This is a genomic window from Demetria terragena DSM 11295, from assembly GCF_000376825.1.
GTDB classification, from domain to species: domain Bacteria; phylum Actinomycetota; class Actinomycetes; order Actinomycetales; family Dermatophilaceae; genus Demetria; species Demetria terragena.
Window position 1 is genome coordinate 274,564 of the sequence record NZ_AQXW01000003.1, and the last position, 26,761, is coordinate 301,324.

Genomic DNA, 26,761 nt, shown 5'->3' on the forward strand with positions numbered 1-26,761 from the left:
GCGCTGGGGGCGCTCGCCTGCTCAACCAGCGTGGGGCGCTCGCTTGCTCAATCAGCGTGGGGCGCTGCAGCGCGGGCTATCTCAGCGTCCTGCTCGGGGGTCCCACCCGAGACGCCGAGCGCGCCGATGAGCTGGCCCTTCTCGTCCGTGATCGGAACACCGCCGCCCATGAGGAGGAGTCCACCGTTGGTGTGGTCGAAGTGGGGGACCGGTTCGCCGAGCTGTAGGGGTGCGTTCAGGGCTTCGCTCGGCGCCTCGAACATGACGGAGGTTCGCGACTTCGCCAGCGCGAGATCATTGGAAGCCAGCCAGGCTCCATCCATTCGCTCGAATGCGACGAGGTTTGCCCCGGCATCGAGGATGGCAAAGACTGCATTGAGTCCGAGGTCGCGGGCCTTCGATTGCCCTGCGTCAATGATTCGGGTGGCGGTCTCGAGGGTGAGCGTGGGGCGTGACATCAGATGTGTTCCTTAACTTCTGCTCTGCCTCAGGCCTTCTGGGTCCACTCGGTTTCTTGCCACTGCTTGGCGGCGTCGATGGTGTCCAATGGCCGCATGGTCCGATAGTCAGGGTCATCGGAGACGATCGTCTCGACCATCGCGTCGACCATTTCCTTGGGATCGGCTTGGCCGACGAGGGACGGACCAAAGTCCGGCACTGGAACAAGCGCGGACTCTGCGTCGTACCACTGTGTGTAGCTTTCAGCGCCGGTGTCGTTGAAGCCAGTTCCGAAGACTCCAGGGTTGATGGTGGCGACCTTGATGCCGAACTGCTCCAGCTCGGCCTTCATCGAGCCCGCGACGGCTTCGATTGCGTGCTTGGTCGCACAGTAGGCGCCGAGGAATGGGACCACGAGTATCCCACCCATCGAGGATGTCCACACGATTCTCCCGCTCTTGCGGGCGATCATCTTCGGCGCGATGGCCTGTACTAGCTCGAGATGTCCGAACAGGTTGATGTCGAAGGATTCCCGCACGCGTTGCAGTGGGATGTCGACCACGGCACCGCCCTCCATGACGCCGGCGTTAAGGACGAGGACGTCCACGTCGAAAGAGCCCGCATGCGCGATGTCGATGCTGTCGAGCAGGTTGAGCTTGATCACGGTGAGCTTGACGCCAGCGGCGTCAGCATCGTTCCTGAGGCTGCGGACCTGGGGCCACGTCTCGGCTGCCGCGATCACTTCGTGGCCCTGGCGGGCAAGTTCTAGTGCAGCTCCTTGCCCGAATCCGCTGCTGGCGCCGGTGATGAGAATTCTCTGGGACACGAGTACTCCTGAAGGTAACTATCTGGCTATTTACATACGGAGACTGTCACACGGTTTGATCATCGTCAATAACTAGATGGTTACCTATAGGATTGGAGCCGTGCCTCCAGATGCCACCGAAACGAAGCGCCGGATCCTGGAATCGGCGCGGGCTGAGTTCGCGCAGTTTGGCTTGGCCGGGGCGCGAGTCGACCGGATCGCTGAGTCCGGACGGGTCAACAAGCGGTCGATCTATGTCCACTTCGGATCGAAGGGCGATCTGTTCGATCTGATCGTGACGCAGGCGCTGACTGAGATGGCTGAGGAGGTGCCGTTCACTGCGCAGGACCTGCCGGGGTATGCGGGTGCGCTCTTCGACTACTTGACGGCGCGTCCTGAGATCTGTCGACTGACGTCCTGGGCGGGCCTTGAGAGGTCCGAGGCGTCGCCGGACGAGGCGCAAGCGTATGCGCCCAAAGTGCAGGCACTGGCGGGGATCTTCGATGATGCTGCGGTGGACGTCCTTGCGCTCCTGCTTGGTCAGATCACCGCATGGCAGTACGCGTCCTCAGGTCTGCGGGCGCATGCCCAGGGGCACTCATGGTCGGATGCGCGCCTTCAGCAACATCGCGCGCTGCTCGTCGAATCAGTTCACGCACTCGTCAAGGCGGCGAAGTCCAGAGTCAGCGGCCGGGGCTAGCGACACGATCCACGAGCGCTCTCCGAAGGAGAACGAGCGAGCCGCTATGCGACGGCGAGAGTGGTGGCAAGGAGTGTGAGTGCTCCCGCGCTGGTGGCCGTGCGGGCGTAGTTCCAACGGTTCCAACGAGATTCGAACCGTTGCCGCGCAGCCTGGCGTTGTTGGTCGGTGGTGATCGGCGCCTGGTCGAGTTCGCGGTTGAGCGGCACGTTCACTGCCGTGGTGATTCCGAAGGTAAGCACCGAACAGACCGCGGCCGCAATCACCCACGGAAGAGAGGTCGATCCGTCCTGCCACACGTGGAGGAGAACGCATCCCACGGCAGCCAAGGGCGCGACAAAGAACACCGACACGAACATGCCGTTCAGAATCGCCGCGTTGATCGCGCGGAAGGCGCGCACATAGGTGGCGTCATCGACGCGTCCGAAGCCTGGCCCGATGGCGACGCTGAAGACGAAGAAGAGCCCGGCGAGCAGCCCGTTAGCGACGATTGCGACCAGGAGCAGCGGGCCAAGGGCGTAAGACATGGGACGTTTCCTCCGTGGCGTGCGAGTGGTGTGCTGGCGAATGTAAGCAGCGGGCAGCGGTCGACTAGCGCGCCGCATTGATGCGGGCGATGGTGGCATCGACCGCCGTGCGGGTGTGGACGACTCGGTCACCGCGGGGCGCCAGTAACCCCTTTTCGTCGGCACGGTAGAGCTCGGCCAGACTCTCGGCGACGTGCGGTCGGAAACCGGCCTCGAGCAGCGCGCCGGGCCACGCCTCTTCGGGGACCGTGGCGACCCGCAGTTCGCGCCCGAGCACGTCACCCAGCAGGGCGGCGACCTCGCGCTCGGTGTGTGCGGGGCCGACGAGGTCGACCGCTTCGCTGGAGGCAGGCGGGAACTGAAGGGCGAGCGCAGCGGCTTCCCCGATGTCGTGGGTGGCGACCATGGGCAATGGGACGTCAGCGGAGGCCGCGAACACGGGGTAGACGCCACTCACGCGGGCGACGTCGACGACATCGGCAACCTTCTCCTGGAAGTGCCCTGAGCGCAGTGCCATCAGCGTGGTGCCAGTGGCGAGCATGGCCTGTTCCATTCGATGCAGTCCGGTGATGGGGCCGGTCCCCTCTGCGAGGTCAGCTCCGCCAGAGGAGAGCATCACGACATGTGGAACCTGCTGGTCCGTGACCGCGCCTGCCACGGAGGCGATCAACCGGTCAGCGTGCGCGCTCAGATCGTCCGCGTTCAGATCGAAAGGCAGGAGAACGAAGAACCCGGAGCAGCCTTGGAGCGCGGCCCCGAGCTCTGCCCTTTCCTCGAGAGCGACCGTGCAGACCTCGGCACCCAGCCGCTCCCAGCCTGCAGCGGCTGACTGATGCCGGACGAGGACTCGCACCTCTGCACCATCTGCGAGTAGGCGTCTTGCGGTGGCTGATCCGACTCGGCCGGTGGAACCTGCGACGACGTACATGAGAAGTTCTCCTCGGTTGGACGTGATTGCTTGTAATCTCGACGCTAGGGACAAAATCTCGGTGTCACCATGTCTGATAGTGCGAAGAACTTGCTCGTTCATCCGATCGGCACGACGAACTGATCCCTCCATATGCGACCATGCGCGCATGAAACCAATGTCGGCTTCAGATCGACTCGCGCGGGTGCTGTATGCGCTCCGGATGCGTAGCACCTTCTACTGTCACGCCGAGCTCAAAGAGCCGTGGGCGCTAGAGATGCCAGCGATTGAGGACTCGGTGAGTTTCCATGTCGTCACCGCCGGAACCTGCCACTTGCGGTTGCCCGGCGCCGACCCCATAGAACTCCGCGGGGGCGACCTCGCCCTCGTGCCCCACGGACGAGGGCACGACCTGCTCAGCACCGCTGACGCCGGGCCGAGCCAGCGGGTCGACCTGCTCCCACAGAACTACCTGAGCGAGCACTACTCGGTACTCCAGCACGGCGGCGATGGTCGCGCCGCGCAGCTCATCTGCGGCGTCGTGTCCTGTGACGACCCGGCTGCTCGCGAGCTCATGCGCAGTCTTCCCGCGGTGCTGTTCGTGGGGGGCGACACCGTGTCCGCAGCATCCTCTGTTCGCGACACCCTGCGGCTGATGGCTCACGAACTCGCCCACCCGCAGCCAGGTGGAGAAGCGGTGGCCACGCGCCTTGCCGACATCCTTGTCGTTCAAGCGATCCGCAGTTGGATCACCACCAGCACAGAGACCGAGGTGGGGTGGCTCCGTGCCGTACAGGACGAACGAATCGGGCGAGCCATTGAAGCGATCCACGACGACCCAGGCGCCGAGTGGTCGCTTGAACGCCTCGCCCAGGTCGCCACGATGTCGAGGTCCTCGTTCAGCGAACGCTTCACCCAACTCGCGGGAGAAGCGCCCATCGCCTACCTCACCCGTTGGCGCATGAACGTCGCCCACGCGAGGCTCCTGAATGAAGACATCACCGCGGCGCGCCTCGCCACAGATCTCAACTACCAATCCGAAGCAGCCTTCAACCGAGCCTTCACTCGCGTCATTGGACGTACGCCTGGCTCAGTCCGCAGGCAGGGTAATGACCCCGCGTCGGTACCCTCAGTCAACCGTGCGACGCGTGTCGCGCACACCACCGTTGGGGAGTTGTCATGATCAGCCTCATTGCCGCGGACGAAGTGCCGCAACCGGCGTACTCCTCAGGGGTCATGCTGCTGATTGCAGCGGTCGCCGTCGGCGCGCTGCTGTTCCTCATCATGAAGGTCAAACTGCACGCCTTCGTGGCACTCGTGCTCATCAGCCTTCTCACCGCCATCGCGGCGGGAATTCCGTTGGGGGACATACCGGCTGCGATGGCGGAGGGCTTCAACACGACTCTTGGATCTGTCGCTCTGCTGGTGGGCTTCGGCGTGATGCTCGGGCGGCTACTTGAAGTGAGCGGTGGTGCCCAGATTCTTGCCGACACGCTGGTGACTCGGTTCGGTGAGAAGCGTGCGCCGCTGGCTCTCGGCGTCGCGGCCTTGCTGTTCGGTATCCCCATCTTCTTCGACGCGGGACTCGTCGTCTTTCTGCCGATCATCCTGACGGTCGCGCGACGGTTCGGCGGTTCCGTGCTGCTGTACGCGCTCCCTGCCGCCGGCGCGTTCGCCGCGATGCACGCGATGATTCCCCCTCACCCAGGGCCGGTGGCCGCGGCTGAGGCGCTCAAGGGCAACATCGGACTCACCCTGGTGGTTGGCCTGCCACTGGCCGTCATCACCTGGTACGTCGGCTCTTACCTCGTGTCCCAGTTCCTCGGGAAGCGATTCCACGTTGATGTTCCGGACGTCCTGTTCGGAGAAGTCAACGATGGCAACGACGAGGACGAGAAGGCCGTTCTGCGCCAGCCGTCGTTTGCGGTGGTGCTGATGCTGCTGTTGCTGCCATTCGCCTTGATCGCGAGCAACACCGTGGTGGCGACACTGGGCGCCTCCGGAGCCATCGACGCCGAGGCTGGCTGGGCAGAGTTCCTGGTCTTGATTGGTCAGACGCCGGTCGCGTTGCTCCTGACCGTGCTGGCCTCTGTCGCCGTCCTGGTTCGACCCGGCCGGATGGCCGAGGCGCAGAGTCTTATGGACGGCGCGCTCGGGCCGATCTGCGCGATCATCCTGATCACCGGCGCCGGCGGAATGTTTGGGGGAGTCCTGCGCGCCAGTGGAATTGGCGCCGCGATGACCGAGTCGTTGGGGGACCTCGGGCTGCCGTTGCTGCTGCAGGCCTTCGTCATCGCCACAGCCCTTCGGGTCGCCCAGGGGTCCGCCACGGTGGCGCTCACTACGACCGCGGGGTTGATCGCGGCGGCCGCCGCGGAAGCGAACCTCTCCGACCTGCGCTTGGTTCTGCTAGTCATCGCGATCGCTGCTGGTTCGACGGTGCTGTCCCATGTCAATGACTCCGGGTTCTGGCTGGTCAGCCGGTTCTTCCAGATGGATGAGAAGACCACGCTCAAGACGTGGACGGTGATGGAGACGACGATTGGTCTCACCGCGTTTGCTCTTGCCGCGGTGCTGTGGCCGTTGGGATAATTCGTCGATGCGTATCTCAGAGAAGTTGACCTGGCCGGTGGTCTGGCCCGGTAAGCGCGGTGTCTTCAAGCGTCTGTTGGGGTCGGCGGTCGAGGCCGGTATCAACAGCGGCCCGTGGGACAGTCAGAGCGCGGACTCCGGCCCGGCCCTCAGGAGGGTGAATCACGACACCGAGTTGCCCGACGACCCTGATGCCGAACTTCTCCTCGAGCGCCTGACCACCGAATCGGCCGATGGCGTCCTTCGCGACGTCGTGTTGACCCAGACCGGCGCGAGCGTCGAAGCCGCCCCGCACCTCGACCTCCTTCGAGCCAACGTGGTCGAGGCCCAGAGCCAGGAGGATCAGCCGACTGCCGTGGCATCCCACTGGGAGTTCACGGTCGACGCCGACGGCGAGCGGGTGATGTTGTATGGCCCCTGGCTGACCTTCGCGTGGCTCGGCTATCTCGCAGGCTGGCCGGCACCAGCCGCCGCGACCTCAGCAGTCCGATAGGCGCCGATCGCACCAGAGCTCGGCGGCGTACGGTGGGCGGGTGATCGAGCTCAAGACGCCCCAAGAAATCGAGGCCATGCGGCCCGCCGGCCAGTTCGTTGCCTCAGTGCTGGGCGCCTTGGAAGAGGCCGCCGACGTCGGGGTCAACCTGCTGGAACTTGATGCCCTTGCTCATCGGATGATCAAAGACGCAGGCGCCGAGTCCTGCTACATCGATTACCACCCCAGTTTTGGTGCCAGCCCGTTCGGAAAGGTGCTCTGCACATCGGTGAATGACGCTGTCTTGCATGGCCTTCCGCACAATTACGTGCTGAGGGACGGCGATTTGTTGTCCGTCGATTTCGCCGTGTCGGTCAACGGTTGGGTGTGTGACGCGGCGCGCTCGCTGGTCGTCGGTACACCTCGCGCCGAGGACCAGCGGCTCATTGACACCACCCAGCGTGCGCTGGCCGCGGCGATCGAGGTCGCACAGCCCGACGCCAAGCTGGGCGACATCTCCGCAGCAATCGGCGCGGTGGCGCGAGATGCTGGGTATGGCATCAACACCCAGTTCGGCGGGCACGGGGTCGGTCGAACCATGCACGGAGACCCGCACGTACCCAACGATGGTCGGGCGGGACGAGGCTTGCGCTTGCGTCCGGGACTCGTCATTGCGATCGAGCCCTGGTTCATGGCCACGACCGATGAGATTTACACCGACCCCGACGGCTGGACGTTGCGCAGCAACGATGGCTCGCGAGGTGCCCACTCCGAACACACGATCGCCGTCACGCCGGATGGCCCGCTGGTGCTGACCGCACCGGCCTGACAAGCCCGATCGCCGCCCCTCGTGCGGAGTGCATTCTGATGTGACGCTTGACACATCAAGTCAACAAGTGATTTAGTCACTTTATGACCCAAGTCACGACATCTCTCTCTGAGCGCATCGCGGACGGCATCGTCGATATTGTGCGTGCCGAAGGCCTCGAGCCAGGCGACGCGCTCGAATCGTCGCGCCAACTCGCGGTGCGCTTCGACGTCACGACGCCCACCGTCCGAGAAGCGTTGCGTCGGTTGGAAGCGATCGACGTCGTACGGTTCCGGCACGGATCTGGAACCTACGTCGGTGAGGGAGTACTGCGCCGGGTCATCAGCAACCCGCATGCTCCCGTCGCAGACCTGCGCTCAGCGCTTGAGTTGGCCGACGCCCGGCTGGCTCTGGAGCCGCCCATCGCGGCACTGGCCGCGCAATACCGTGTCGAGGGCGATCTGGACCGGCTCGCTACGGCCACTGACAACGCGCTCCACCCACCTCAGGACGGCGCCGGCCCAGAACTGCATTTCCACGTCGTACTCGCCAAAGCGAGCAACAATCCGTTGCTCGGGGAAACGATCGAATCCCTTCTCGCCAGTAGGCGATTGGATCAGGTTCAAATTCGGCATCAGTATGCCGACCGCACGCGAGATCACGCCGAGCACCATCAGATCCTCGAGGCGATCCGGGACCAAGATGCCTCCAGCGCTGAGCAACTCACCAGGGATCACCTCGCCCACATCCGCGACGCCGTCGCCCAGGCTGGCAAGGAGGTCGGAGCGTGACTAATCGACTTGCTGAAATGACCACTCGCGAAGCGGGAGTCGCCGCGCAACAGGATGCGCTGGTCGTGATTCCGGCCGGGGCGTACGAGCAGCACGGACCGGCCATGCCGATGGCGACCGACACGATTCGTGCGGAAGCGGTTGCGGCCCGACTCGCGGATGAAGTCGGAGACCAAATCCTGATCGGTCCCTCGATCCCGGTGGGAGTGTCTCCGCACCATCGGGACTTTGCTGGCACGGTCACCCTGTCGACCGCGACCTTTGCCGCCGTGCTGACTGACTACATCGACAGCTTGGCGCATCACGGTTTCCGCCGCTTCCTGGTGATCACCGGACATGGTGGCAACAACGCAACCTTGGGAGCGACCGCACACGACCTGCTGCGGACGCACCCCGACGTGGAGTTCGCGTGGGTGGCCGTGAGCGCCCTCGCCAAAGACGCGATCGGCGCGCTCGGCGTGAGCGAAGTGCACGGGCATTGCGGGGAAGCCGAGACTGCCCAGATGCTCTGTGTCGCACCAGAACTGGTGCGCAATGAACTACTTGAGCCGGGCGCGACCACGCTGGCCGAAATGGACCCATTGGCGCGGCTATCGCGGGCTCCTGGCGTCAACCTTTCCTTGGCGTGGGGCCGGCTCACCTCGAATGGGGTCCTCGGAGACCCCACTCGCGTTACTCCCGCCGACGGCGAGCGGATCATCTCCGAAGCCGTCGCAACCTTGACCCACATCGTCACGGAGTGGGCCGCCGCCTAACTCCGACCACCCGTCACCCACCACGTTCGACGCGCCCGCGTCGAACGCAGGATCAGCACGCCCATCCGGGCTGCGGAAATGGACCAACCATGACGCGAAGTCGAACACTCGCGAGTTTCCTCGCCGGAGGTATCGGGCTGACCGGCCTGGCCGTCGCGGCCCCGGCGCAGGCCGCCACCCAGCCCAACCAGGTCGCCGGATGCTCCACTCCAGCAACACAATCGGCGAACACCAGCACGAAGCGCGCATTCACCAGTGGTGGGTTGGAGCGTGACTACATCCTGCACCTGCCCAAGAAGTACGACAGGGATCGCGCCTGGCCGGTCATCGTGGCGTTTCACGGGCGCGGAAGCACCGGCACGGAATTGGAGGGCTTCTCAGGCCTTTCCGGCCTTCCGGCGATCGTTGCCTACCCCAATGGCGTGATCGGAGACGACAACCGGCAGGCCTGGCAGGGCGCACCTTATGCCGCAGAAGGCGTCAACGACGTCGCCATGACCCGCGCACTCCTGAACGACATCAACAAGGGCTTCTGCGCCGACCCCAACCGCGTCTATGCCACCGGAAAGTCGAACGGCGGTGGCTTCGCCAACCTCCTCGCGTGTCGGCTTCCTGACCGGATTGCGGCCATCGCTCCGGTCGCGGCAGCCCTCTATCCGGCCTCACGACAGGGCTGCGCCAAGGCCGCGCCGAAGCCGGTGCTTGGCATTCACGGGACCGACGACGTCACCATCCCCTACGCCGGTGACCAGGATCGTGACCTGCCGATGCTCAACTCCTGGGCGCGGGAGTGGGCCACCAAGGCAGGGTGCACCGACAAACCCCAGACCCGCGTACTCGCTTATGACGCAGTCGATTCCCGCTACCGAGGGTGCGGCGACAATCAGGTCGGGTTGGTGTCGGTCATGGGCGGTGGGCACACCTGGCCCGGCGCGGATGCGTACAGCGGTGGTGGCTACACCACACAGTCCGTTGAGGCCGCTGACCTCGCGTGGGCCTTCTTCAAGAAGCACGCACTCGCACCCACGACAGGAGCGCAGTCATGACCCCGGCCCCGTCCCCGAAAGCGCCGGTTGAGGAGAACGACACCGAAAGGCTGCCGTTCATCATCCGGGCCATGGGAGTCGTCGAGCGGGCTGGCAATGCTCTCCCACATCCCTTCTGGTTGTTCTGGATTTTGGCGGGCATCGTGGGGGTGATCAGCGCCGTGTTGGCATCGATGGATGTCAGCGTGATCTCACCCGCCGACGATAAGCGCGTCGCTGTGCGAAACCTCTTCTCTGGCGACGGCTTGGCGATGGCGTCCTCGACCATGGTGGACAACTTCGCGTCCTTCCCGCCGATGGCCACGATCGTCGTGGTGATCATGGGAGTGGCCATCGCCGAACGTACGGGCTTTCTTGCGGCGGGCATGAAGGCGGGAGTCTCTCGCGTGCCAGCGGGCTGGGTGATTTTCGCGGTGGCCTTTGCTGGCACGGTGTCGCACGTGGCCTCGGCCGCGGCCTACGTCATCCTCGTACCGCTGGGTGGCCTGGCCTTCCGCGCGGTGGGCAAGTCACCCATCCTCGGGATCGTGGTGGCCTACACCTCGATCGCCTCTGGGTATGACGCGAGCCCGGTGCCGACGCCGAACGATGCGATCTTTGCGGGCATCACCACCGCCGCCGCACAGGTGGTCGACCCCGGGGCCGTGGTTACCCCGGTGAGCAACTGGTACTTCAACATCGCCTCGTCGTTGTTGCTCGCGACCGTGATCACCCTCGTCACCAAGTTGGTGCTGTCCAAGCGACCGGATCTTGACGCCGACCCGGATGCGGATCTGTCGGACATGGGGTCGCTGACGCTGCAGAGCACCGAGCGGCGTGCCCTCAAACTTGCTGGGCTGACCCTGCTGGGCCTCTTCCTCCTGGCGGTTGCACTCATGCTTCCGGAGAGTTCACCACTGCGAGGGGAGAACGGATCCATCGCTGAGTCGCCGTTCATGGACGGGATCGCCGGTGTGGTCGCGATCATGTTCGGGGCCACTGGTGTGGTGTACGGCGTGGTCACTAAGGCGATCACCAAGGCGGGCGATGTGCCCGCCCTCATGGCGCAGGGGATCAAGCAAATGGCGCCAGTTCTGGTGCTGTTCTTCGCGATTGCGCAGTTCTTGGCCTACTTCGACTGGACCCACATCGGTGATGTCCTCGCCGTTGAGGCTGCCCAGTTCATTCAGGATTCAGGCGTTCCCGTCGCGGTGGTCTTCCTGCTGGTCTTGGGGATCCTCACCCTGGTGAACGTCATGGTTACCAGCGGATCGGCGATGTGGTCCATCGCGGCGCCGGTGCTCGTACCCATGCTGATGCTGGTCGAGATTCCCGCTGAGACGACTCAGGCGCTCTTCCGGATCGCCGACTCTGGTTCGACCGCGATTACGCCGATGAGTCCGTACTTCGTCATGGCGCTCGGCTTCCTGCAGCAATACCGAAAGAAGGCCGGCATCGGGACTCTGGCGTCATACACGCTGCCGCTGGCGATCGCCATGACAGTGTGCTGGACCATCCTCTTCTTCGTCTGGTGGGGACTGGGAATTCCGCTCGGTCCGGGCGCGCCTGTGCGTTAGGCGGAAGTATCCGGGTGATAGATGCCGATCGTCGGTCCTGAGTGCCGACGATCGGCATCCTTCTGGGTGTTGGCGTGTTGTCCACTGGCCCGCGAACCTCGCCGGTCGAGCGACCCTCGCCGGTCGAGCGACCCTCGCCGGTCGAGCGACCCTCGCCGGTCGAGTGACCCTCGCCGGTCGAGTGACCCTCGCCGGTCGAGCGACCCTCGCCGGTCGAGCTTGTCGAGACCCCGCTCCGGAAGGTCCTAGACCGTGGGGCCGCGCAACATGACCTCGAGCGCTGGCAGAGGCGCAACGAACTTCGGGCACTTCTCCCGGGAATCTATCTCGATCACACCGGTGAGCCGACCTGGCACCAAAGATGTTGGGCTGCAGTACTTTCGGCGTGGCCAGCCGCTGCGGGCTGGCACACCGCGCTGAACTTGGCATCGTCGGCGAGCCCGGGGAAGGATCGCGAAGCGATCCACGTCATGGTCGGGCGCGCGCGCCATCCGACACTTCCGCAGTGGATTGTCGTTCACTGCTGCGATGCTCTCGATTACCTACGCTCAGGAAGAGGCGACGCGCACCTTCGGGCGGCCGGCACGTTGATCGATCCGATTCAGGCGCGGCGCACGACGGCAGATCGAGTGCTGATCGCCATGAGTACTCGGGCGCGAGTTACCAGCGGGAGTTCATCAACCGGGTGATCGCCGATGCCAGGTGCCGACATTCGGCATCACTGGTCGGCAAGGCCCATCAGGCGTGCGCCGTTGTGCCACAACACGTCTCGCATCCACTCGTCGCCAAGATCCAGGCGTTCGAGCGCCTCAAGCTGGTGCGCGTACGGGTAGGGGATGTTGGGGAAGTCCGATCCGAGGACCACCTTGTGCTGGAGATCGCGCCACCGTGCGACATAGCCCTCGGGCATGGGTGCGTGGGACTCAGTGAAGTCCGTAGCGACCATGGTGGTGTCGAGATGAACATTCTCGAATTCCGTCGCTATGTCAGCGAACTCGAAATACTCCGGCGAGCCGGCATGTGCGATGACCAGGGTGAGCCTGGGGAATCGTCGGAGTACCTGTCGAATGGGTTCATCGCCGGTGTGCAATCCCGGCGCCGGCCCCGAACCGCAGTGGATAACAACGGGAACGGCCCTGTCCTGCAACAGATCCCAGGCGTCGTCGAGGTGCGGGTCGCGGGGGTCATACGCACCAACCTGAACGTGCATCTTGACTAGCCGTGCGCCAGCATCGAGTGCGGCACCAAGGTGTTCGGTTGCTCGAGGCTCGGGGAACAGCGTGGCCGAATGCACAGCGTCGGGCACCCGGCGCGCGAATTCGGTGCACCACTCGTTCAGCCAGGCGGACATGCCTGGCTTATGGGCGTAGGTCAGCGATGGAATCCCGCGGAGCCCGAGCTCGCGGAGCGTGGCAAGACGACTCGGCTCATCGGTGCGATAGGTGATCGTCCAGGGGCCGCCGCCTAGCTCGCCGCCGACCTCGTCGAAATAGGTCCATACCTTCTGCAACATTCGCTCCGGCAGGAAGTGCACGTGAATGTCGGCCAACCCGGGCAGGCCAAGGGCCCTCCAGAACTCCGGTACGTCGATGTCACGCATCGTCAGCTCCCCTCCGGCGCGAGTTTGCGCAGAATGGCATTCAACTGGGCTAGCTCCCGATCCGTCAGGTTGTTGAACAGCGCCTGTTCGTGGGCTTCCCACGAGTCCAGGGCTTGTGTCCATGCGGCAATGCCAGCTTCGGTGGCCGTCACCAGAATGCGCCGACGGTCTTCCTGGTCGGGGGTCCGGGTCGCGAGACCCTGTTCGACCAATCGATCCACGCGGCTCGTCATTCCGGCTCGCGTCACTCGGGCGCGCTCGGCCAACTCCGCCGGCGTGACGGCTTCGCCGCGCGAGTTGCTCCCGAGCAGAGCGTGCAGGGTCCGGAAATCCTCGTAACTGAGCGGGTCGTCGGCCAACAGACTCCGTAGTGCTCGTTCGCTGCGTTTGACGAGTTCGTTCGAGCGGACCAGGGCGGCCTCGACCTGCGCTTCGCGCGCCTCAGGATCGGGAAATCGGTCGCTCCACCGCGCTAGGTGTCGATCGGCAACGTCATCGGTGGAGGATTGGCTCACCCGCCGAGTGTCTCAGCCGTGCGGCCCTGTGCCCGAGAGTAGGGCTGCCCACGGCGGACATGTCGCTCCCGCGGCGCGGTCCTTGACTCAATCCAAACGAAGTCTTGGCAATTTCATAACCATGTCGGGTTTTGTCTGCGCCACACTGCCGCCATGTCACGAAAAGCACTGTCACTGACTACCGTCCTCGCGTCCGCCCTCCTGTTGACTTCGGCGGGCGGCGCCCACGCCAGCCCCGAGGCAGCGACCGGAGAGGGGCTGCGCGCATTTCAACAGGCCCACGGGCTCCCGGCGACCGGCACGGTGAACCCCTCAACCGCGCAGGCGCTGCAGACAGCAACCGGGGCCGAAGCCGCGAAGTACTTCAACGAGGCCGTCGACCTCGACCCCACCCAAATGGGCCACGCCCGCACAGTGATTGGCGTCGGTAAGGGCGCAGGGTTCAACGACCAGGGAATCGTCATCGCGTTGATGACAGCCATGCAGGAATCAAAGTTCGTCAACTACACGGTGGCGGTCGACCACGACTCGTTGGGCATCTTCCAGCAGCGCCCCAGCACGGGATGGGGTACGCCCGAGCAGATCACTGACGTCGCGACGTCCAGCAAGTCTTTCTACGGCGTCGCGACGTTTGGCAACAATCCCGGCCTGAAGCAGATTGTCGGATGGGAGACGATGCCCCCAGGCAATGCCGCTCAGGCGGTCCAGCGTTCGGCATTCCCGGATGCCTACGCCCAATGGGAGGGCTTCGCCCGAGACCTGTTGGCCAGCCAAGGTCCGACGGTCGAGCCCATTCCGTAAGAACGGCGTACGACTGACGCCTCAGGACCATGGTGGGGTCGGGTATCCGCCCGCAGATCGGATACCCGACCCCACCCGCGGGTATGGTGACCTGAACCGATTCCGCCTGGAGGACCCGCCCGCGTGTACGTCAAGAGCCTCACCCTCAAGGGCTTCAAGTCCTTTGCCTCCGCGACAGCAATGACGCTCGAACCGGGCATCACCTGCATCGTTGGTCCCAACGGTTCCGGGAAGTCCAACGTCGTTGACGCGCTCGCGTGGGTGATGGGCGAGCAAGGCGCCAAGAGCCTCCGTGGCGGCAAGATGGAAGACGTCATCTTTGCCGGGACGTCTAACCGCCCGGCGCTTGGTCGTGCCGAGGTCACCCTGACCATCGACAACAGCGACGGGGCGCTGCCGATCGATTACACCGAAGTCACCATCTCCCGGACGATGTTCCGTGGCGGCGGCTCTGAATACCGGATCAACGGCACGTCCGTGCGGCTCCTGGACATTCAAGAGCTTCTCTCGGACTCGGGTATCGGACGCGAGATGCACATCATCGTCGGGCAGGGCCAACTCGACACGGTCCTGCGCGCCACTCCTGAGGACCGCCGCGGCTTCATTGAAGAAGCCGCTGGCGTCCTGAAGCACCGCAAGCGCAAAGAAAAGGCGCTGCGCAAGTTGGAGTCGATGGCGGGCGACCTTAACCGGCTTAACGACCTCACCGACGAGATTCGGCGCCAACTCGGTCCGCTGGGTCGACAGGCCGAGACCGCCCGCAGGGCGGTGACGATCCAGGCTGATGTACGCGACGCGCGCTTCCGGATCCTGGCCGACGACCTAGTCCAACTGACCGGCACCCTAGAACAGGAAGTCGCCGACGAGAAGGCACTCCTTGAACGCCGCGGGCTCGTCGAACAGTCGCTGGCGAGCGTGAAGGCCGAGCTCAGCACGCTCGAGCAACAGGCCGAGCAGGCCCGCCCAGCGCTCGCCCGAGCGCAGGAGCAGTGGTATTCCCTGGGCTCGCTCAAAGAGCGGCTGAGCGCGACGGAAAGTCTGGCGGGGGAGCGCGTACGCCTCCTGGGCCAAGACGAAGAAGATCAGCGCACCACCGGTCGCGACCCGGAAAAGCTCCGTCAGCAGGCCGCGGAGTTGCGTTCCCAGGAGCTGGACCTGCTGAGCCGTGTGGAGCGGGCGCAAACCGACTTGCAGCAGGCCGTCAACGCCAAGGGTGCGGCGGAGCAGGCCTACGAGGACGAGCAGAAGCGCATCGCGCGGCTGGCCCGAGCCGCTGCGGACCGTCGGGAGGGCCTGGCCAAATTGCAGGGCCAGGTGGCTGCGCGCCAAAGCCGCATCGAGGCAGCTGATGCCGAGATCGGACGCTTGCAGGAGCGCATCGTCGAGGCGGTCGAGCGCGCTCAGGCGGCCGAGCGCCGCTACGGCGATCTGGAAAGCAGTATCGCTGACACTGAGGCTGGCGAGGTCGATCTTGACGCTCGCTATGAGGTTGCCGTCGACGCGCTGGAGAAGGCGGAGCAGGACCTTGCCGAGGTCCAGGAAGCCGATCGCGGAGCCGACCGAGACCGCAGCACTTTCCAAGCCCGCGTGGACGCATTGGAGATGAGTCTGCGACGCAAGGACGGTGGCGCGACCCTCCTGGAAAAGCAAGACCAGCATCCCGGCGTGCAGGGCGCGGTCTCTGGCCTGCTCCGCGTGACCGAGGGGCACGAAGCGGCCCTCGCGGCCGCGTTGGGATGGGCGGCCGAGGGCATCGTCGTGGATGACCTTGATGCCGCCGGCGCGGCGATCGACAGCCTGCGCGATTCCGATGGTGGGCGCGTCATGCTGCTGGTCGGCGACACCGCTGCGCCTGTCGAGGTGACCTCTTGGCCCGCGCTGCCAGCCGGCTGCACCTGGGCGCGCGACGAGATCGAGGCACCCGAGGCCGTACGCGCGGCCGTCGACGCCCTACTCGATCAGGTTGCGCTGGCCCCAGACCGCAGGACCGCCCGAGCCCTCATCCGCGACGGCGTGACGTCCGTGACGCCGGAAGGCGATGTCTATGCCCCCGGGAGCGTGCGCGGCGGCTCGGCCGACGCACCCAGCTTGCTGGAGCTCGAGGCGGCGGCAGACGAGGCCCGGCAGGCATTGCAGGAAGCCGGGCAGCGCAAAGATCAGGCTCAGTTCAAGCTCGCCGAACTCAAGGAAAAGGTGGCGACGCTCAAGTCGGCGGCAGCGGCGGCTCTTGATGAGCTCAACGACAATGACGCGCAGATGTCCGCGGTGGCCGAGCAGCTGGGTCAACTTGGTCAGACGATGCGGGGCGCCTCGGCCGAGCGGGAGCGCCACCAGAGCGCGATCGACAAGGCTCAAGAGTCGCTGGTGGCCGACCGGGCGACGTTGGAAGAACTCCAGCAGCGCCTAGCCGCCGCGCAAGAAGAACCCACTGAGGATGAACCCACACACGACGAGCGAGAGTCACTCGCCAAGGCCGCCGCGGCGGCACGGACGGCCGAGACGGATGTTCGTCTGGCATTGCGCACACTGGAAGAGCAGGCGCGATCCATCGGTGGTCGCGCGGGCAGCCTGGAGACCGCGGTCCGCTCGGAGCTGGACGCACGCGAGAAGGCCCGGCAGCGTCGTGAAAAGCGTCAGCGCGATGCCCAGGTCGCGCGAGCCGTTGGACAGGGCGCTGCGTACACCCTGAATGTGGTCACGCAGTTGCTCACGATCGCTGAGTCCCGCCGGACCGCAGCAGAACAAGAGCAGGCCGAGCGCAATCAGTCGATGGGGCAGATCCGTACCCGGATGCAGACGCTGTCTGATGAACTGCGCGAACTCACCGACAGCGTCCACCGGGATGAGATTGCTCGCGCCGAGCAGCGCCTGCGCATCGAGAATCTCCAGACCAAGGCCGTCGACGAACTTGGCATTGACCCCGAGGTCTTGTGCGAGGAATACGGACCGCACCAGCTCATCCCGTATGTCCCCGGCCCGGACGATGATCCCGACAGTGACGATCTCCCCGAGCCGAAGCCCTACGTGCGAGCCGAGCAGGAGAAGCGCTTGCGCTCCGCCGAGCGCAAGCTCAGCCAACTCGGCAAGGTCAATCCCTTGGCGTTGGAAGAGTTCGCAGCCATGGAGGAGCGACACAAGTTCTTGACCGAGCAGCTCGAGGATCTGAGGGGCTCGCGCGATGACCTCATGGAGATCGTGACGACGATCGATGAACGGGTGAAGACGGTCTTTGCGGAGGCCTTCGCCGACACCGCGGAGCAGTTCGCGGGAGTGTTCTCGCGGCTGTTCCCAGGTGGCGAAGGGCGCCTGGTGCTCACCGATCCCGACGACATGCTGACCACGGGCATCGAGGTCGAGGCGCGGCCCCCGGGCAAGAAGATCAAGCGGCTGTCGCTGCTCTCCGGCGGTGAGCGCTCGCTCGTGGCGGTGGCGTTGCTGGTGTCGATCTTCAAGGCGAGGCCGAGCCCGTTCTACATCATGGACGAGGTCGAGGCGGCCCTCGATGACGCCAACCTGGGTCGGCTGATCACCCTTTTCGAAGAGTTGCGCGGCTCCAGCCAACTCATCGTGATCACCCACCAGAAGCGCACAATGGAGGTCGCGGACGCGCTCTATGGCGTCTCGATGCGGGGCGACGGCGTGACGACTGTGGTCTCGCAGCGACTGCGTGATGTGGCCGACGATCAGCCTCCGGGCGGCGGCGATACGAGCGACAGTGACGTCGCGGAGGCCTCCTAAAGACTTCGCTCTCGCCTGGGTGGCGCGTCGAGTTGGGATCACGCGCCTCAGGAGCGCACAATAGCCTCATGGTTTGGGTGATTTTTGCCATGCTCGTATGCCTGGCAGCAGCAGCGGCGGTCGTGGGGGCGGTTGCAGTACCGGCACGCCGTCAAGGGCGTCAGGTGCTGACGCCCAAGGGGGAAGACGTCGTGTCTTCAGTGACTCGGGGCACCGACAAAGTCGTGTCCACGACGCGTAAGACGACGGGGTCGGCTCTGCGGGCGACTCGCCCCAAACCGTCGACTGGGCGTCATTCGGCATCCCACGATGTTGAGGAATCCCGCGAAGCCAGTTAGGGCGTAGCCCTGCGGTAGCGCAGCAGTTAGGTCGGGCCCTCGTCGTTTGCCAAGATGGGGGACGTGAATGAACTTTGGGAAGTCCTTCTTGTCATCACGGTGGCCGCCCTTGCCGGGCTAGGCCTCGTTGTCGCGTTCTTTCGGGGACGATCTGGTGGTGCTGAGGATTCACCCACCACGCCGACCGATGAGGGTGACGCCTCACAGCCGACCGGCGGCACGACGACTCTGGAGCGCAAGCCACCCAAGAAGAACACCTATCGTCCGAGCGCTGGCGCCAAGATCGACACCGGCGGAAGCGGTGCCGGCACTGGCACCCTAGAGCCGCCGGTAGCGGCGACGGATCCCGCGACGCCCGCCGAATCCCGTGCTGAAGGTGACGGGCCCACCGCCGAACTCACCACCGAGCCGGACGTCGCGGAGACCACGACATCACCGACCCCTGAGGTCGCGGTTGAGCCCGATGCCGCCACACCCACGCCTGAGATTGAACGCCCTGACTCCGCCCGTGGCCGCATGGTGCGGTTGCGTGAGCGACTCTCTCGGTCGAACTCTGCGCTGGGGCAGGCGTTGCTCAACCTGCTGGCCGGCGGCAAACTCAACGAGGAGGCCTGGGAAGAGGTCGAAGACACCCTCCTGCAGGCAGACCTCGGGGTCGAGGCCACGACCGAGGTTGTCGATGCCCTACGCACGCGCGCGAAGGTCGCGGGCGAGGTCGATGAGGAGACCGTACGCGGGTGGCTGCACGACGAGCTGCTCAAGCAGGTTGATCCCACGATGGACCGTCGTATCGCGGCGAGCCGTCAGGGAGACCGCCCGGCAGTCATCCTGATCGTGGGAGTCAACGGCGCGGGAAAGACGACCCTGGTCGGCAAGTTGGCGCGCATCTTGGTGGCCGAAGACAAGGACGTCATCCTGGGGGCCGCGGACACCTTCCGTGCTGCGGCTGCAGACCAGTTGGAAACGTGGGGCGCGCGGGTCGGCGTACCCACCGTGCGGTCCGACAAGGACGGTGCGGACCCCGCCTCGGTCGCTTTTGACGCCGTGAAAGCGGGTGGGGAAGGCGAGGTCGACGTGGTGCTGGTCGACACCGCGGGCCGGTTGCACAACAAGAGCAACCTCATGGACGAGCTCGGCAAGATCAAGCGCGTCATCGAGAAGCAGAGCCCGATCGACGAGGTCCTGCTGGTCATCGACGCCACCACCGGTCAGAACGGTGTGCGCCAGGCCGAGATCTTCGCTGAGGCAGTCAACGTGACCGGGGTCGTGCTGACCAAACTCGACGGCACCGCCAAGGGCGGCATCGTCGTCGCCGTTCAGCGTCAGATCGGGGTTCCGGTCAAGTTGGTCGGCTTGGGCGAAGGTCCCGACGACCTGGCGCCGTTCGACCCGGCGGCGTTCGTGGACGCGGTGCTCGACTGACGAATCGCGGCGTAGTGACCGTGATGCGTCGCTACCGGTTCTCGGAGTCTTCGCCATCGCTGAGTTCGGTCAGACCATCCGTGCGCTCCACCTCACGGCTGGTCTGACCGAACTCAGCGCGATGGTGTATCGACGCGTGCTTTCGCCTCTGGCGAGCGCGGCGGGGCCTGACTATGCAACTTAATCTGGACACCAGCGTTCTGCCGATGGTCTCCGTTGCAGCGTTTGGTTGGTGCGGGTCGGCGGTGACCCTGGCGTCAGGAACCAGCGCCCTGATCTGCGGCTCGTGGCTCGTCTGCGTGCCCGACGGGAGTGCGTTCCGCGACCAGTGAGGGGTCGGTGAGCACCCACCGAATGAGACGAGTCCCGGCTCCGCCGAGACGATCTCGTGTCGCGATGCGTGTGGTTGAACCGTTCATACCGAGCATTGAGCGGGCATAGGGCGGCAACGTGGCGACCGCACCGTCGACCAGGAGGGCATACGCCGGACGGGCCGAGCGCGACAGCGGGGGCTCATGGACGACGAACTTTGCTGCCTCGAGTGCGGCTGGCGTCACCATGAGCTCCGGCCGGAAATCGGCGAGCACCTGGTGCAGATCGCGCACAGTCTGCGGTGGGTCAGGCAATCCGAGATGTGCGGAGATCGAGCCGATCTGGGCGACATAGGTGTCCGCCTGCGCGTCAGTCAACGGGGCAGCGCCATAGCGCTGGTGCATGGTGAGGAACGACTCTGCCTCAGCGCAGTGAACCCACATCAGCAACCGCGGGTCATCGGCGCGGTACGGACGACCGTCTTGGGCCACGCCGTGCACGCGGCGATGGATTCCGCGGACCTTGGCAATCAGCCGTTCGGCGTCCTCGATGGTCCCGAAGGTGGTCGTTGAGATGAAGGCGCTGGTCCGTTGCAGTCGTCCCCATGGATCCTCGCGATAGTCGCTGTGGTCAGCGACGCCAGCCATCGCCAAGGGATGAAGCGACTGCAGGAGCAGCGCGCGCACTCCTGCACCGAACATCGAGGCATCTGCATGTACGCGCCATACCGGGTCTTCCGGGGTGAACCACCGCGGCCCAGGCGTACGCCAAATGCGCTCGGCTCGGTCTCGTCCGTTCGGACCTGCGACCCGCCCGTGGAGTTGCCCAGCAGCGCGCCGGCGTGCGACGGCCAGGGGAGAAGCAAGCGGATTCACCCCTTCAGGATGGGCCATGCCGCCAACGTCCGCTACATAAGGTTTACCTGGGAGCGATACGCGCAACATTGCCGTAACACGGAGCGCGCCGAAGTGAAACGGAAGCCAAGCATGCTCACCTGCCATGAGACAGATCGCCCTCGTCACCGCAGATCCTCCCGTGCTGGACACCGGCACGACCGCCTGGATGCTCATCAGTGCATCCCTTGTCCTGCTGATGACTCCCGCACTCGCCTTGTTCTACGGCGGGATGAACCGCTCCAAGTCCGTGCTCAACATGCTCATGATGTCCTTCGTCGCCGTCGGCGTCGTAGGTGTCGTCTATGTGCTGTGGGGCTACTCAATGTCGTTCAGCGACAACGACCTTGGTGGCTTCATCTCCAACCCGTTCACTAATTTCGGACTGAAGGACCTGATCACTGACGCGTCGGGAGCGACGGTCCTCATGGACACCGGCATCCCGGCCATTGTGTTCGTCGGATTTCAGCTGACGTTCGCGATCCTCACGGTCGCGCTGATTAGCGGATCCCTTTCAGACCGAGTGCGATTCGGCACCTGGCTAGTTTTCAGCGCGATCTGGGTCACGCTGGTCTACTTCCCCCTCGCCCACATGGTGTGGGGCGGCGGGTTGCTGTCCCCGGACGGTTGGTTCGGTGGCGGCAGCGGAGATGATGCCTACGGCCCCATCGACTTTGCTGGCGGCACCGTCGTGCACATCAACGCCGGTATGGCCGCGCTGGTCCTTGCCGTCCTGGCGGGGCGCCGCGTGGGCTTCGGGAAGGTGCCGATGCGCCCCCACAACGTGCCGTTGACGATGCTTGGCGCGGGGCTGCTGTGGTTTGGTTGGTTCGGATTCAATGCGGGCTCCGCGCTGGCCGCCGATGGAACCGCTGGACTGGTCTGGGTCAACACCACTGCCGCGACGTGCGCGGCGCTCCTGGGATGGTTGCTTGTTGAGCGCATCCGCGACGGACGCCCGACGTCCATTGGAGCAGCATCCGGTGTCGTCGCCGGCCTGGTGGCGATCACCCCCGCCTGTGCAGCGTTGACACCTATCGGCTCACTAGTTCTTGGTGGAGTTGCGGGTGTCCTCAGCGCTCTCGCCGTCGGTCTGAAGTACCGCTTCGGCTATGACGACTCGTTGGACGTCGTCGGGGTGCACCTCGTGGCGGGTCTCTGGGGAACGATCGCCATCGGTCTGCTGGGTGCTGACACCGGACTCTTCTACGGTCATGGCTTGCGACAGCTGGGCATCCAGACTGCGGTAGCTGCCATCGCGCTCGCCTACACCGGTGTCCTCACTTTGGCGATCGGAACTGCGCTCAAGGCGACGATGGGGTGGCGCATCGACGAGGACGACGAAGTCGCCGGTATCGATCAGGCGCAGCACGCCGAATCCGCCTATGAAATGAGCACATTCGCTGGGGGTCGGATTCCCCGGCGCCCTATCGCGGGCGACCGCGCAGTGACCCGTGACGATGAAGAGGTGTCCGTATGAAGCTCATCACAGCCATCATCAAGCCGTTCAAACTCGACGATGTCAAAGATGCACTCGAGGCCTACGGCATCGCGGGCATGACGGTCAGCGAGGCCAACGGTTATGGCAGGCAGCGTGGCCACAGCGAGGTCTATCGCGGCGCGGAGTATGACGTCGACCTGGTGCCCAAGGTCCGGATCGAGGTCGTCGTCGACGACATGGATGCGCGCAGCGTGGTCGATGTCATGGTGAAGTCGGCTCAGACTGGCCGTATCGGCGACGGCAAGGTGTGGACCGTTCCCGTAGAGGACGTCACGCGCGTCCGTACGGGAGAGCACGGCGCGTCGGCGCTGTGAACCCTGTGGGTGCCGATCGCCGACGTGAACGCGCGCGTCAACGCCGTGAAGAGGTCATCGACCTGTTCGAGCAGGGGTGTCGCGACGTCCTGGGCGGCCGGCCCCAAGGAGTGGCCCTCGCGGCCGTCGGAAGCCTGGCTCGCGAGGACTGTGGACCGCTCAGTGATCTGGATCTGGTGTTGCTGCACGACGGGCGATCAGTTCCGTCAAAGCGGGTGAAGGAGCTGGCAGACAAGATCTGGTATCCGTTGTGGGACAGCGGAATTCAGATTGATCATTCAGTGCGTACGCCAGCCGAGTCACGCAAGGTCGCGGCCGATGATCTGTCGGCAGCGATTGGACTACTGGACATCACCCACCTGGCGGGAGACTCCGTACTGGTGACGGGTGTCGCGCAAAGCGTCGCGCACGACTGGCGGTCCAACGCGCGCACCAGGCTGACCGAAGTGCTGGATTCTGTGGCGCAGCGCCACAGCCGACACGACGACCTGGCACACGCGCTTGAGCCCGAGCTCAAAGAGGGCCGTGGCGGTCTGCGCGATATGAGCGTGTTGCGGGCACTGACCGCGGCGTGGCTGGCCGACAGACCGCACGGTTCGGTGGACGCGGCGTACGAGCGACTGCTGGACATCAGGGACGCCGTGCACGAGGTCAGCGGCCGAGGGCGGTCGCGCATGGTGCGAGAGATTCAGGACGCGAGCGCCCACCTGTTGGGTCTCGTCGACGCCGATGCGTTGCTAACCGAGGCTGCGGCCTCCGCGCGGGTCATCGCCTATGCGCTGGACAGCACGACGCGCCGGGCCGGACAGGCTCAGGCGGCCCGCACTGTGCGGCTGCGTACGCGTCGACCCACGATGCGATCACTCGGTCACGGTCTCTATGAGCACGACGGTGAGGTTGTGCTCGGTGCCCGGACTCCCACGAACGATCTTGTCGTGCTCCTGCGGGCAGCGACTGCGGCAGCTGCTCGCGGGCGACCACTTGCGCCTGTGACCGTTCGTAACCTGACTCGCGACTTGCCACCGGTGGAGACGCCGTGGCCGGAACCCGTTCGGGATGCCTTGATCGATCTGCTGGGTACCGGTCCAGGCCTTGTTCAGGTCTGGGAGTCCCTTGACCTGGCGGGAGCGATCGCCCACCTGATTCCCGAGTGGAAGGCGGTGGCCAGTCGGCCCCAGCGCAGCCCGGTTCACCGCCACACCGTCGACCGGCACCTCATCGAAACCGTGGTGGAGGCGGCGTCCCGTCGCCATCTCGTGGATCGACCAGACATCCTGCTTGCGGCCGCATTGCTTCACGACATCGGCAAGATCGAAGGCGTCGAGGATCACGCAGCCGAAGGGGCGCCGGTGGCGGCCACCATCGTGCGGCGGATGGGATTCGACCAGGAAGCGGCATCTGCAGTCGAACTACTCGTTCAGGAACACCTGTCCCTGGTTGACCTGGCAACTCGGCGCGACCCACAGGATCCACAGACTGTGCGTTCCGTGATCGGCGCGGTCGAGGAACGACCAGAACTTCTCGAGCAGTTGAGAGTCCTCACCGAGGCGGACGCGGTCGCGGCAGGGCCTGCGGCGTGGACCACCTGGAGAGCGTCATTGGTTGACCAACTGACCACGCAGGCAAGGCGCGCCTTGGATGGCCGCCACGTGCCGGTACGCGAACCCCGCGCCGGATCCTTCGTGTTGAGCCCCGCGGCATCCGATGCGCTGCTGATGGGGGAGCCCTATGTCACGGTCACCCCGCACAGTGGCGGGGCCACGATCCAGGTGGTGGACCGTGATCGCCTCGGACTGTTCGCCGACACCGCTGGTCTCCTGGCAGCGCATGGCCTCCTCGTGCGATCCGCTCGAGTGCGTACGACCGAACGGGCCGCGGTGAACACCTGGCAGGTCGAAGCGCCCGAGGGGAATGTTCCCCAGCCCACGGACTTCGGGCGAGCGCTACGACGACTCGCAGCCGGAGACCGCGCACCCCTTGCAGGCATTCGTCGGCCTCAGGGGGAACGCGACGTGAGCCCGAGAGCCTCCCGCGCGGAGGTGGTGCCGTGTGCCTCCGGCGATGCCACCGTGATTGAGGTTCGCGCGCACGACCGGCCAGGATTGCTGCAGGACCTGGGCCAGACCTTGGCTCGCCACGGGGCGACGATCCGCAGTGCCCACGTCGCGACGTACGCCGGTCAGGCACTGGATACCTTCTACCTGATGGGTTCGGCGGGCCGCCCTGTGGAGCCGGCTCAGGTGGCGCGACTCCTGAACGCGCTGACCGAGGCTGAAGCCTGACGCCGAGACCGGATAGCCTGGGTGTGTGTTCACCAGTCTTTCCGACCGCCTTACCGCGACCTTCAAGAACATTCGCGGCAAGGGACGGCTCACCGAATCCGACATCAATGCCACCATCCGGGATATCCGGATGGCACTGCTCGATGCTGACGTCGCGCTACCGGTGGTCAAGGAGTTCACGCGGAGCATCCGCGAGCGAGCGCTCGGTGCTGAGGTCAGCCAGGCCCTCAACCCCGGCCAGCAGGTCGTCAAGATCGTCAACGACGAGCTCGTCCAGATCCTTGGTGGCGAGACTCGGGCGCTTCAGATGGCCAAGAAGCCGCCGACGGTCATCATGCTTGCCGGTCTGCAGGGATCGGGTAAGACCACCTTTGCGGGAAAACTTGCGCGTCGCCTGAAGGACGAGGGTCACTACCCGCTGCTGGTCGCGGCCGACTTGCAGCGACCCAACGCCGTGACCCAGCTGGAGGTTGTCGCTGAGCGGGCGGGCGCGTTGTGCTTCGCACCCGAGCGGGGCAACGTTGGCGGTCACGACGCGGTGACCGAGTCGGGCGAAGGCACCCGGTCCTTTGGCGATCCCGTGGCCGTGGCTCGCGGTGGCGTCGGTCAGGCCACCCTGCGCGGTTATGACGTCGTCATCATCGACACCGCCGGTCGGCTTGCCGTCGATGAGGGGCTCATGGTCCAGGCGCGCGACATTCGCGACGCCGTCCAGCCCGACGAAGTGCTGTTTGTCATTGACGCCATGATCGGACAGGCGGCGGTCGACACCGCTGTGGCCTTCTCCGAAGGCGTCGATTTCACCGGTGTGGTGTTGTCCAAGCTCGACAGCGATGCCCGTGGTGGTGCGGCATTGTCGGTGGCGTCTGTCACGGGCAAGCCGATCATGTACGCCTCGGTGGGCGAGCAGGTCAAAGACATCGAAGTCTTCCACCCGGACCGGATGGCATCGCGCATCCTGGACATGGGTGACGTGCTCACGCTCATCGAGCAGGCCGAGCGAGCGTTTGACCGCGACCAGGCCGCCGAGATGCACCGCAAGTTCATGGCGGAGGAAGACTTCACCTTCGATGACTTCCTGGAGCAGATGGCGGCCATCAAGAAGATGGGCAACCTGAAATCGCTCCTCGGGATGATGCCCGGCATGGGCCAGATGAAGGACCAGTTGGCCGACCTGGACGAGCGCGAGTTCGATCGGGTCGAGGCGATGGTGCGGTCGATGACGCCGTTCGAGCGCACGCATCCCAAGCAGATCAACGGTTCCCGCCGAGCCCGTATCGCCCGCGGTGCCGGTGCGACCGTCTCCGAGGTCAACCAGTTGCTGGAGCGCTTCCAAGGGGCGCAGAAGATGATGCGGCAGATGCGCAAGGGCGGTGGCGGCGGCATGCCGGGTATGCCCGGTATGCCAGGCGCAGGCCCCGGCGGCGGCAAGCGCGGAAAACAGCAGGTCAAGAAAAAGGGCAAGAGCGGCAACCCGGCCAAGCGCGCACAGCAAGAGAAGGCGGCCGCTGAGAAGGCCGATGCGGCGCGTACGGCCGCGATGTCCGGCGCCTTCGGCAACTTGGGTGATCAGGACGAAAAAGACCTGAGCGACCTCAAGTTGCCGAAGGGCTTTGAGAAGTTCTTGGACAAGTAGGTTCTAGGTCCT

General features: G+C 65.1%; 24 protein-coding genes. 17 read left to right on the forward strand and 7 right to left on the reverse strand.

The window, feature by feature from the left end; genetic code table 11:
- Positions 1-47: 47 nt before the first annotated feature.
- Positions 48-458 (reverse strand): GlcG/HbpS family heme-binding protein, encoded by a 411-nt coding sequence (locus F562_RS0103235; RefSeq protein ID WP_018155490.1) that lies wholly within the window; start codon positions 456-458, stop codon positions 48-50.
- Positions 459-487: 29 nt separating this feature from the next.
- On the reverse strand, positions 488-1,264 hold the full coding sequence (locus tag F562_RS0103240) for an SDR family oxidoreductase (RefSeq protein ID WP_018155491.1): 777 nt from the start codon (positions 1,262-1,264) through the stop codon (positions 488-490).
- 100 nt (positions 1,265-1,364) lie between these two features.
- Here F562_RS0103240 and F562_RS0103245 point away from each other — a divergent pair, with 100 nt between their 5' ends.
- Positions 1,365-1,943, forward strand: coding sequence for a TetR/AcrR family transcriptional regulator (locus F562_RS0103245; RefSeq protein WP_018155492.1), 579 nt, complete (start codon positions 1,365-1,367; stop codon positions 1,941-1,943).
- Positions 1,944-1,987: 44 nt separating this feature from the next.
- Here the strand turns inward: F562_RS0103245 and F562_RS0103250 are convergent, their stop codons facing one another.
- Both F562_RS0103250 and F562_RS0103255 read right to left on the reverse strand, forming a co-directional pair.
- Positions 1,988-2,470, reverse strand: a complete 483-nt coding sequence (locus F562_RS0103250) for an anthrone oxygenase family protein (protein WP_018155493.1) — start codon at positions 2,468-2,470, stop codon at positions 1,988-1,990.
- A 64-nt stretch (positions 2,471-2,534) separates the two neighbouring features.
- Positions 2,535-3,398 carry an NmrA family NAD(P)-binding protein gene (locus F562_RS0103255; protein WP_018155494.1) on the reverse strand — a complete coding sequence of 288 codons (864 nt, stop codon included), beginning with the start codon at positions 3,396-3,398 and terminating at the stop codon, positions 2,535-2,537.
- Between the two features lie 148 nt (positions 3,399-3,546).
- Here F562_RS0103255 and F562_RS17895 point away from each other — a divergent pair, with 148 nt between their 5' ends.
- From F562_RS17895 to F562_RS0103295, 8 genes are all read left to right on the forward strand, one after another.
- The gene (locus tag F562_RS17895) at positions 3,547-4,560 is read left to right on the forward strand and encodes an AraC family transcriptional regulator (RefSeq protein ID WP_156822494.1); all 1,014 of its coding nucleotides are present in this window, start codon (positions 3,547-3,549) and stop codon (positions 4,558-4,560) included.
- Entirely contained in the window at positions 4,557-5,969 is a 1,413-nt protein-coding gene (locus F562_RS0103265; RefSeq protein ID WP_018155496.1) for a GntP family permease, read from the forward strand. Before F562_RS17895 ends, F562_RS0103265 begins: the two co-directional genes overlap by 4 nt.
- A 7-nt stretch (positions 5,970-5,976) precedes the next feature.
- Positions 5,977-6,462, forward strand: a complete 486-nt coding sequence (locus tag F562_RS0103270) for a hypothetical protein (protein ID WP_018155497.1) — start codon at positions 5,977-5,979, stop codon at positions 6,460-6,462.
- 40 nt (positions 6,463-6,502) lie between these two features.
- Positions 6,503-7,270, forward strand: a complete 768-nt coding sequence (gene map, locus F562_RS0103275) for a type I methionyl aminopeptidase (protein ID WP_018155498.1) — start codon at positions 6,503-6,505, stop codon at positions 7,268-7,270.
- 83 nt (positions 7,271-7,353) lie between these two features.
- A complete protein-coding gene (locus F562_RS0103280; RefSeq protein ID WP_018155499.1) occupies positions 7,354-8,040 on the forward strand; it encodes a FadR/GntR family transcriptional regulator in 687 nt (228 codons plus the stop codon).
- On the forward strand, positions 8,037-8,795 hold the full coding sequence (locus F562_RS17900; RefSeq protein ID WP_245553605.1) for a creatininase family protein: 759 nt from the start codon (positions 8,037-8,039) through the stop codon (positions 8,793-8,795). The genes F562_RS0103280 and F562_RS17900 overlap by 4 nt, the downstream gene beginning before the upstream one ends.
- An 89-nt stretch (positions 8,796-8,884) precedes the next feature.
- A complete protein-coding gene (locus F562_RS0103290; protein ID WP_018155501.1) occupies positions 8,885-9,841 on the forward strand; it encodes a CE1 family esterase in 957 nt (318 codons plus the stop codon).
- The gene (locus F562_RS0103295; RefSeq protein WP_018155502.1) at positions 9,838-11,397 is read left to right on the forward strand and encodes an AbgT family transporter; all 1,560 of its coding nucleotides are present in this window, start codon (positions 9,838-9,840) and stop codon (positions 11,395-11,397) included. Before F562_RS0103290 ends, F562_RS0103295 begins: the two co-directional genes overlap by 4 nt.
- Positions 11,398-12,115: 718 nt before the next feature.
- Here the strand turns inward: F562_RS0103295 and F562_RS0103305 are convergent.
- Together F562_RS0103305 and F562_RS0103310 are read right to left on the reverse strand one after the other, a co-directional pair.
- Positions 12,116-12,997, reverse strand: coding sequence for an amidohydrolase family protein (locus F562_RS0103305; RefSeq protein ID WP_018155504.1), 882 nt, complete (start codon positions 12,995-12,997; stop codon positions 12,116-12,118).
- A gap of 2 nt (positions 12,998-12,999) precedes the next feature.
- Positions 13,000-13,512: a MarR family winged helix-turn-helix transcriptional regulator gene (locus F562_RS0103310; protein ID WP_018155505.1), complete on the reverse strand. Its 513-nt coding sequence runs from the start codon at positions 13,510-13,512 to the stop codon at positions 13,000-13,002.
- Positions 13,513-13,665: 153 nt separating this feature from the next.
- Here F562_RS0103310 and F562_RS0103315 point away from each other — a divergent pair, with 153 nt between their 5' ends.
- From F562_RS0103315 to ftsY, 4 genes are all read left to right on the forward strand, one after another.
- The gene (locus F562_RS0103315) at positions 13,666-14,313 is read left to right on the forward strand and encodes a peptidoglycan-binding domain-containing protein (protein ID WP_018155506.1); all 648 of its coding nucleotides are present in this window, start codon (positions 13,666-13,668) and stop codon (positions 14,311-14,313) included.
- Positions 14,314-14,436: 123 nt separating this feature from the next.
- Positions 14,437-18,051: a chromosome segregation protein SMC gene (gene smc / locus F562_RS0103320; protein ID WP_018155507.1), complete on the forward strand. Its 3,615-nt coding sequence runs from the start codon at positions 14,437-14,439 to the stop codon at positions 18,049-18,051.
- Between the two features lie 68 nt (positions 18,052-18,119).
- The gene (locus F562_RS20715; RefSeq protein ID WP_156822495.1) at positions 18,120-18,389 is read left to right on the forward strand and encodes a hypothetical protein; all 270 of its coding nucleotides are present in this window, start codon (positions 18,120-18,122) and stop codon (positions 18,387-18,389) included.
- Between the two features lie 54 nt (positions 18,390-18,443).
- On the forward strand, positions 18,444-19,811 hold the full coding sequence (gene ftsY / locus F562_RS0103325; RefSeq protein WP_018155508.1) for a signal recognition particle-docking protein FtsY: 1,368 nt from the start codon (positions 18,444-18,446) through the stop codon (positions 19,809-19,811).
- Positions 19,812-20,068: 257 nt separating this feature from the next.
- On the opposite strand, the gene F562_RS17905 is transcribed toward ftsY, so the two are convergent.
- Positions 20,069-21,016, reverse strand: a complete 948-nt coding sequence (locus F562_RS17905; protein WP_051080125.1) for an oxygenase MpaB family protein — start codon at positions 21,014-21,016, stop codon at positions 20,069-20,071.
- 106 nt (positions 21,017-21,122) lie between these two features.
- Between F562_RS17905 and F562_RS17910 the strand changes: the two genes are divergently transcribed.
- Genes F562_RS17910 through ffh form a run of 4 tightly spaced genes read left to right on the forward strand, consistent with a single transcriptional unit; the run spans position 21,123 to position 26,749 of the window.
- A complete protein-coding gene (locus F562_RS17910) occupies positions 21,123-22,496 on the forward strand; it encodes an ammonium transporter (protein WP_051080126.1) in 1,374 nt (457 codons plus the stop codon).
- Positions 22,493-22,831 carry a P-II family nitrogen regulator gene (locus F562_RS0103340; protein WP_018155511.1) on the forward strand — a complete coding sequence of 113 codons (339 nt, stop codon included), beginning with the start codon at positions 22,493-22,495 and terminating at the stop codon, positions 22,829-22,831. Before F562_RS17910 ends, F562_RS0103340 begins: the two co-directional genes overlap by 4 nt.
- A 5-nt stretch (positions 22,832-22,836) precedes the next feature.
- Positions 22,837-25,113 (forward strand): [protein-PII] uridylyltransferase, encoded by a 2,277-nt coding sequence (locus tag F562_RS0103345; protein WP_083915461.1) that lies wholly within the window; start codon positions 22,837-22,839, stop codon positions 25,111-25,113.
- A 25-nt stretch (positions 25,114-25,138) separates the two neighbouring features.
- On the forward strand, positions 25,139-26,749 hold the full coding sequence (gene ffh / locus F562_RS0103350) for a signal recognition particle protein (protein WP_018155514.1): 1,611 nt from the start codon (positions 25,139-25,141) through the stop codon (positions 26,747-26,749).
- The last annotated feature ends 12 nt before the right edge of the window (positions 26,750-26,761 follow it).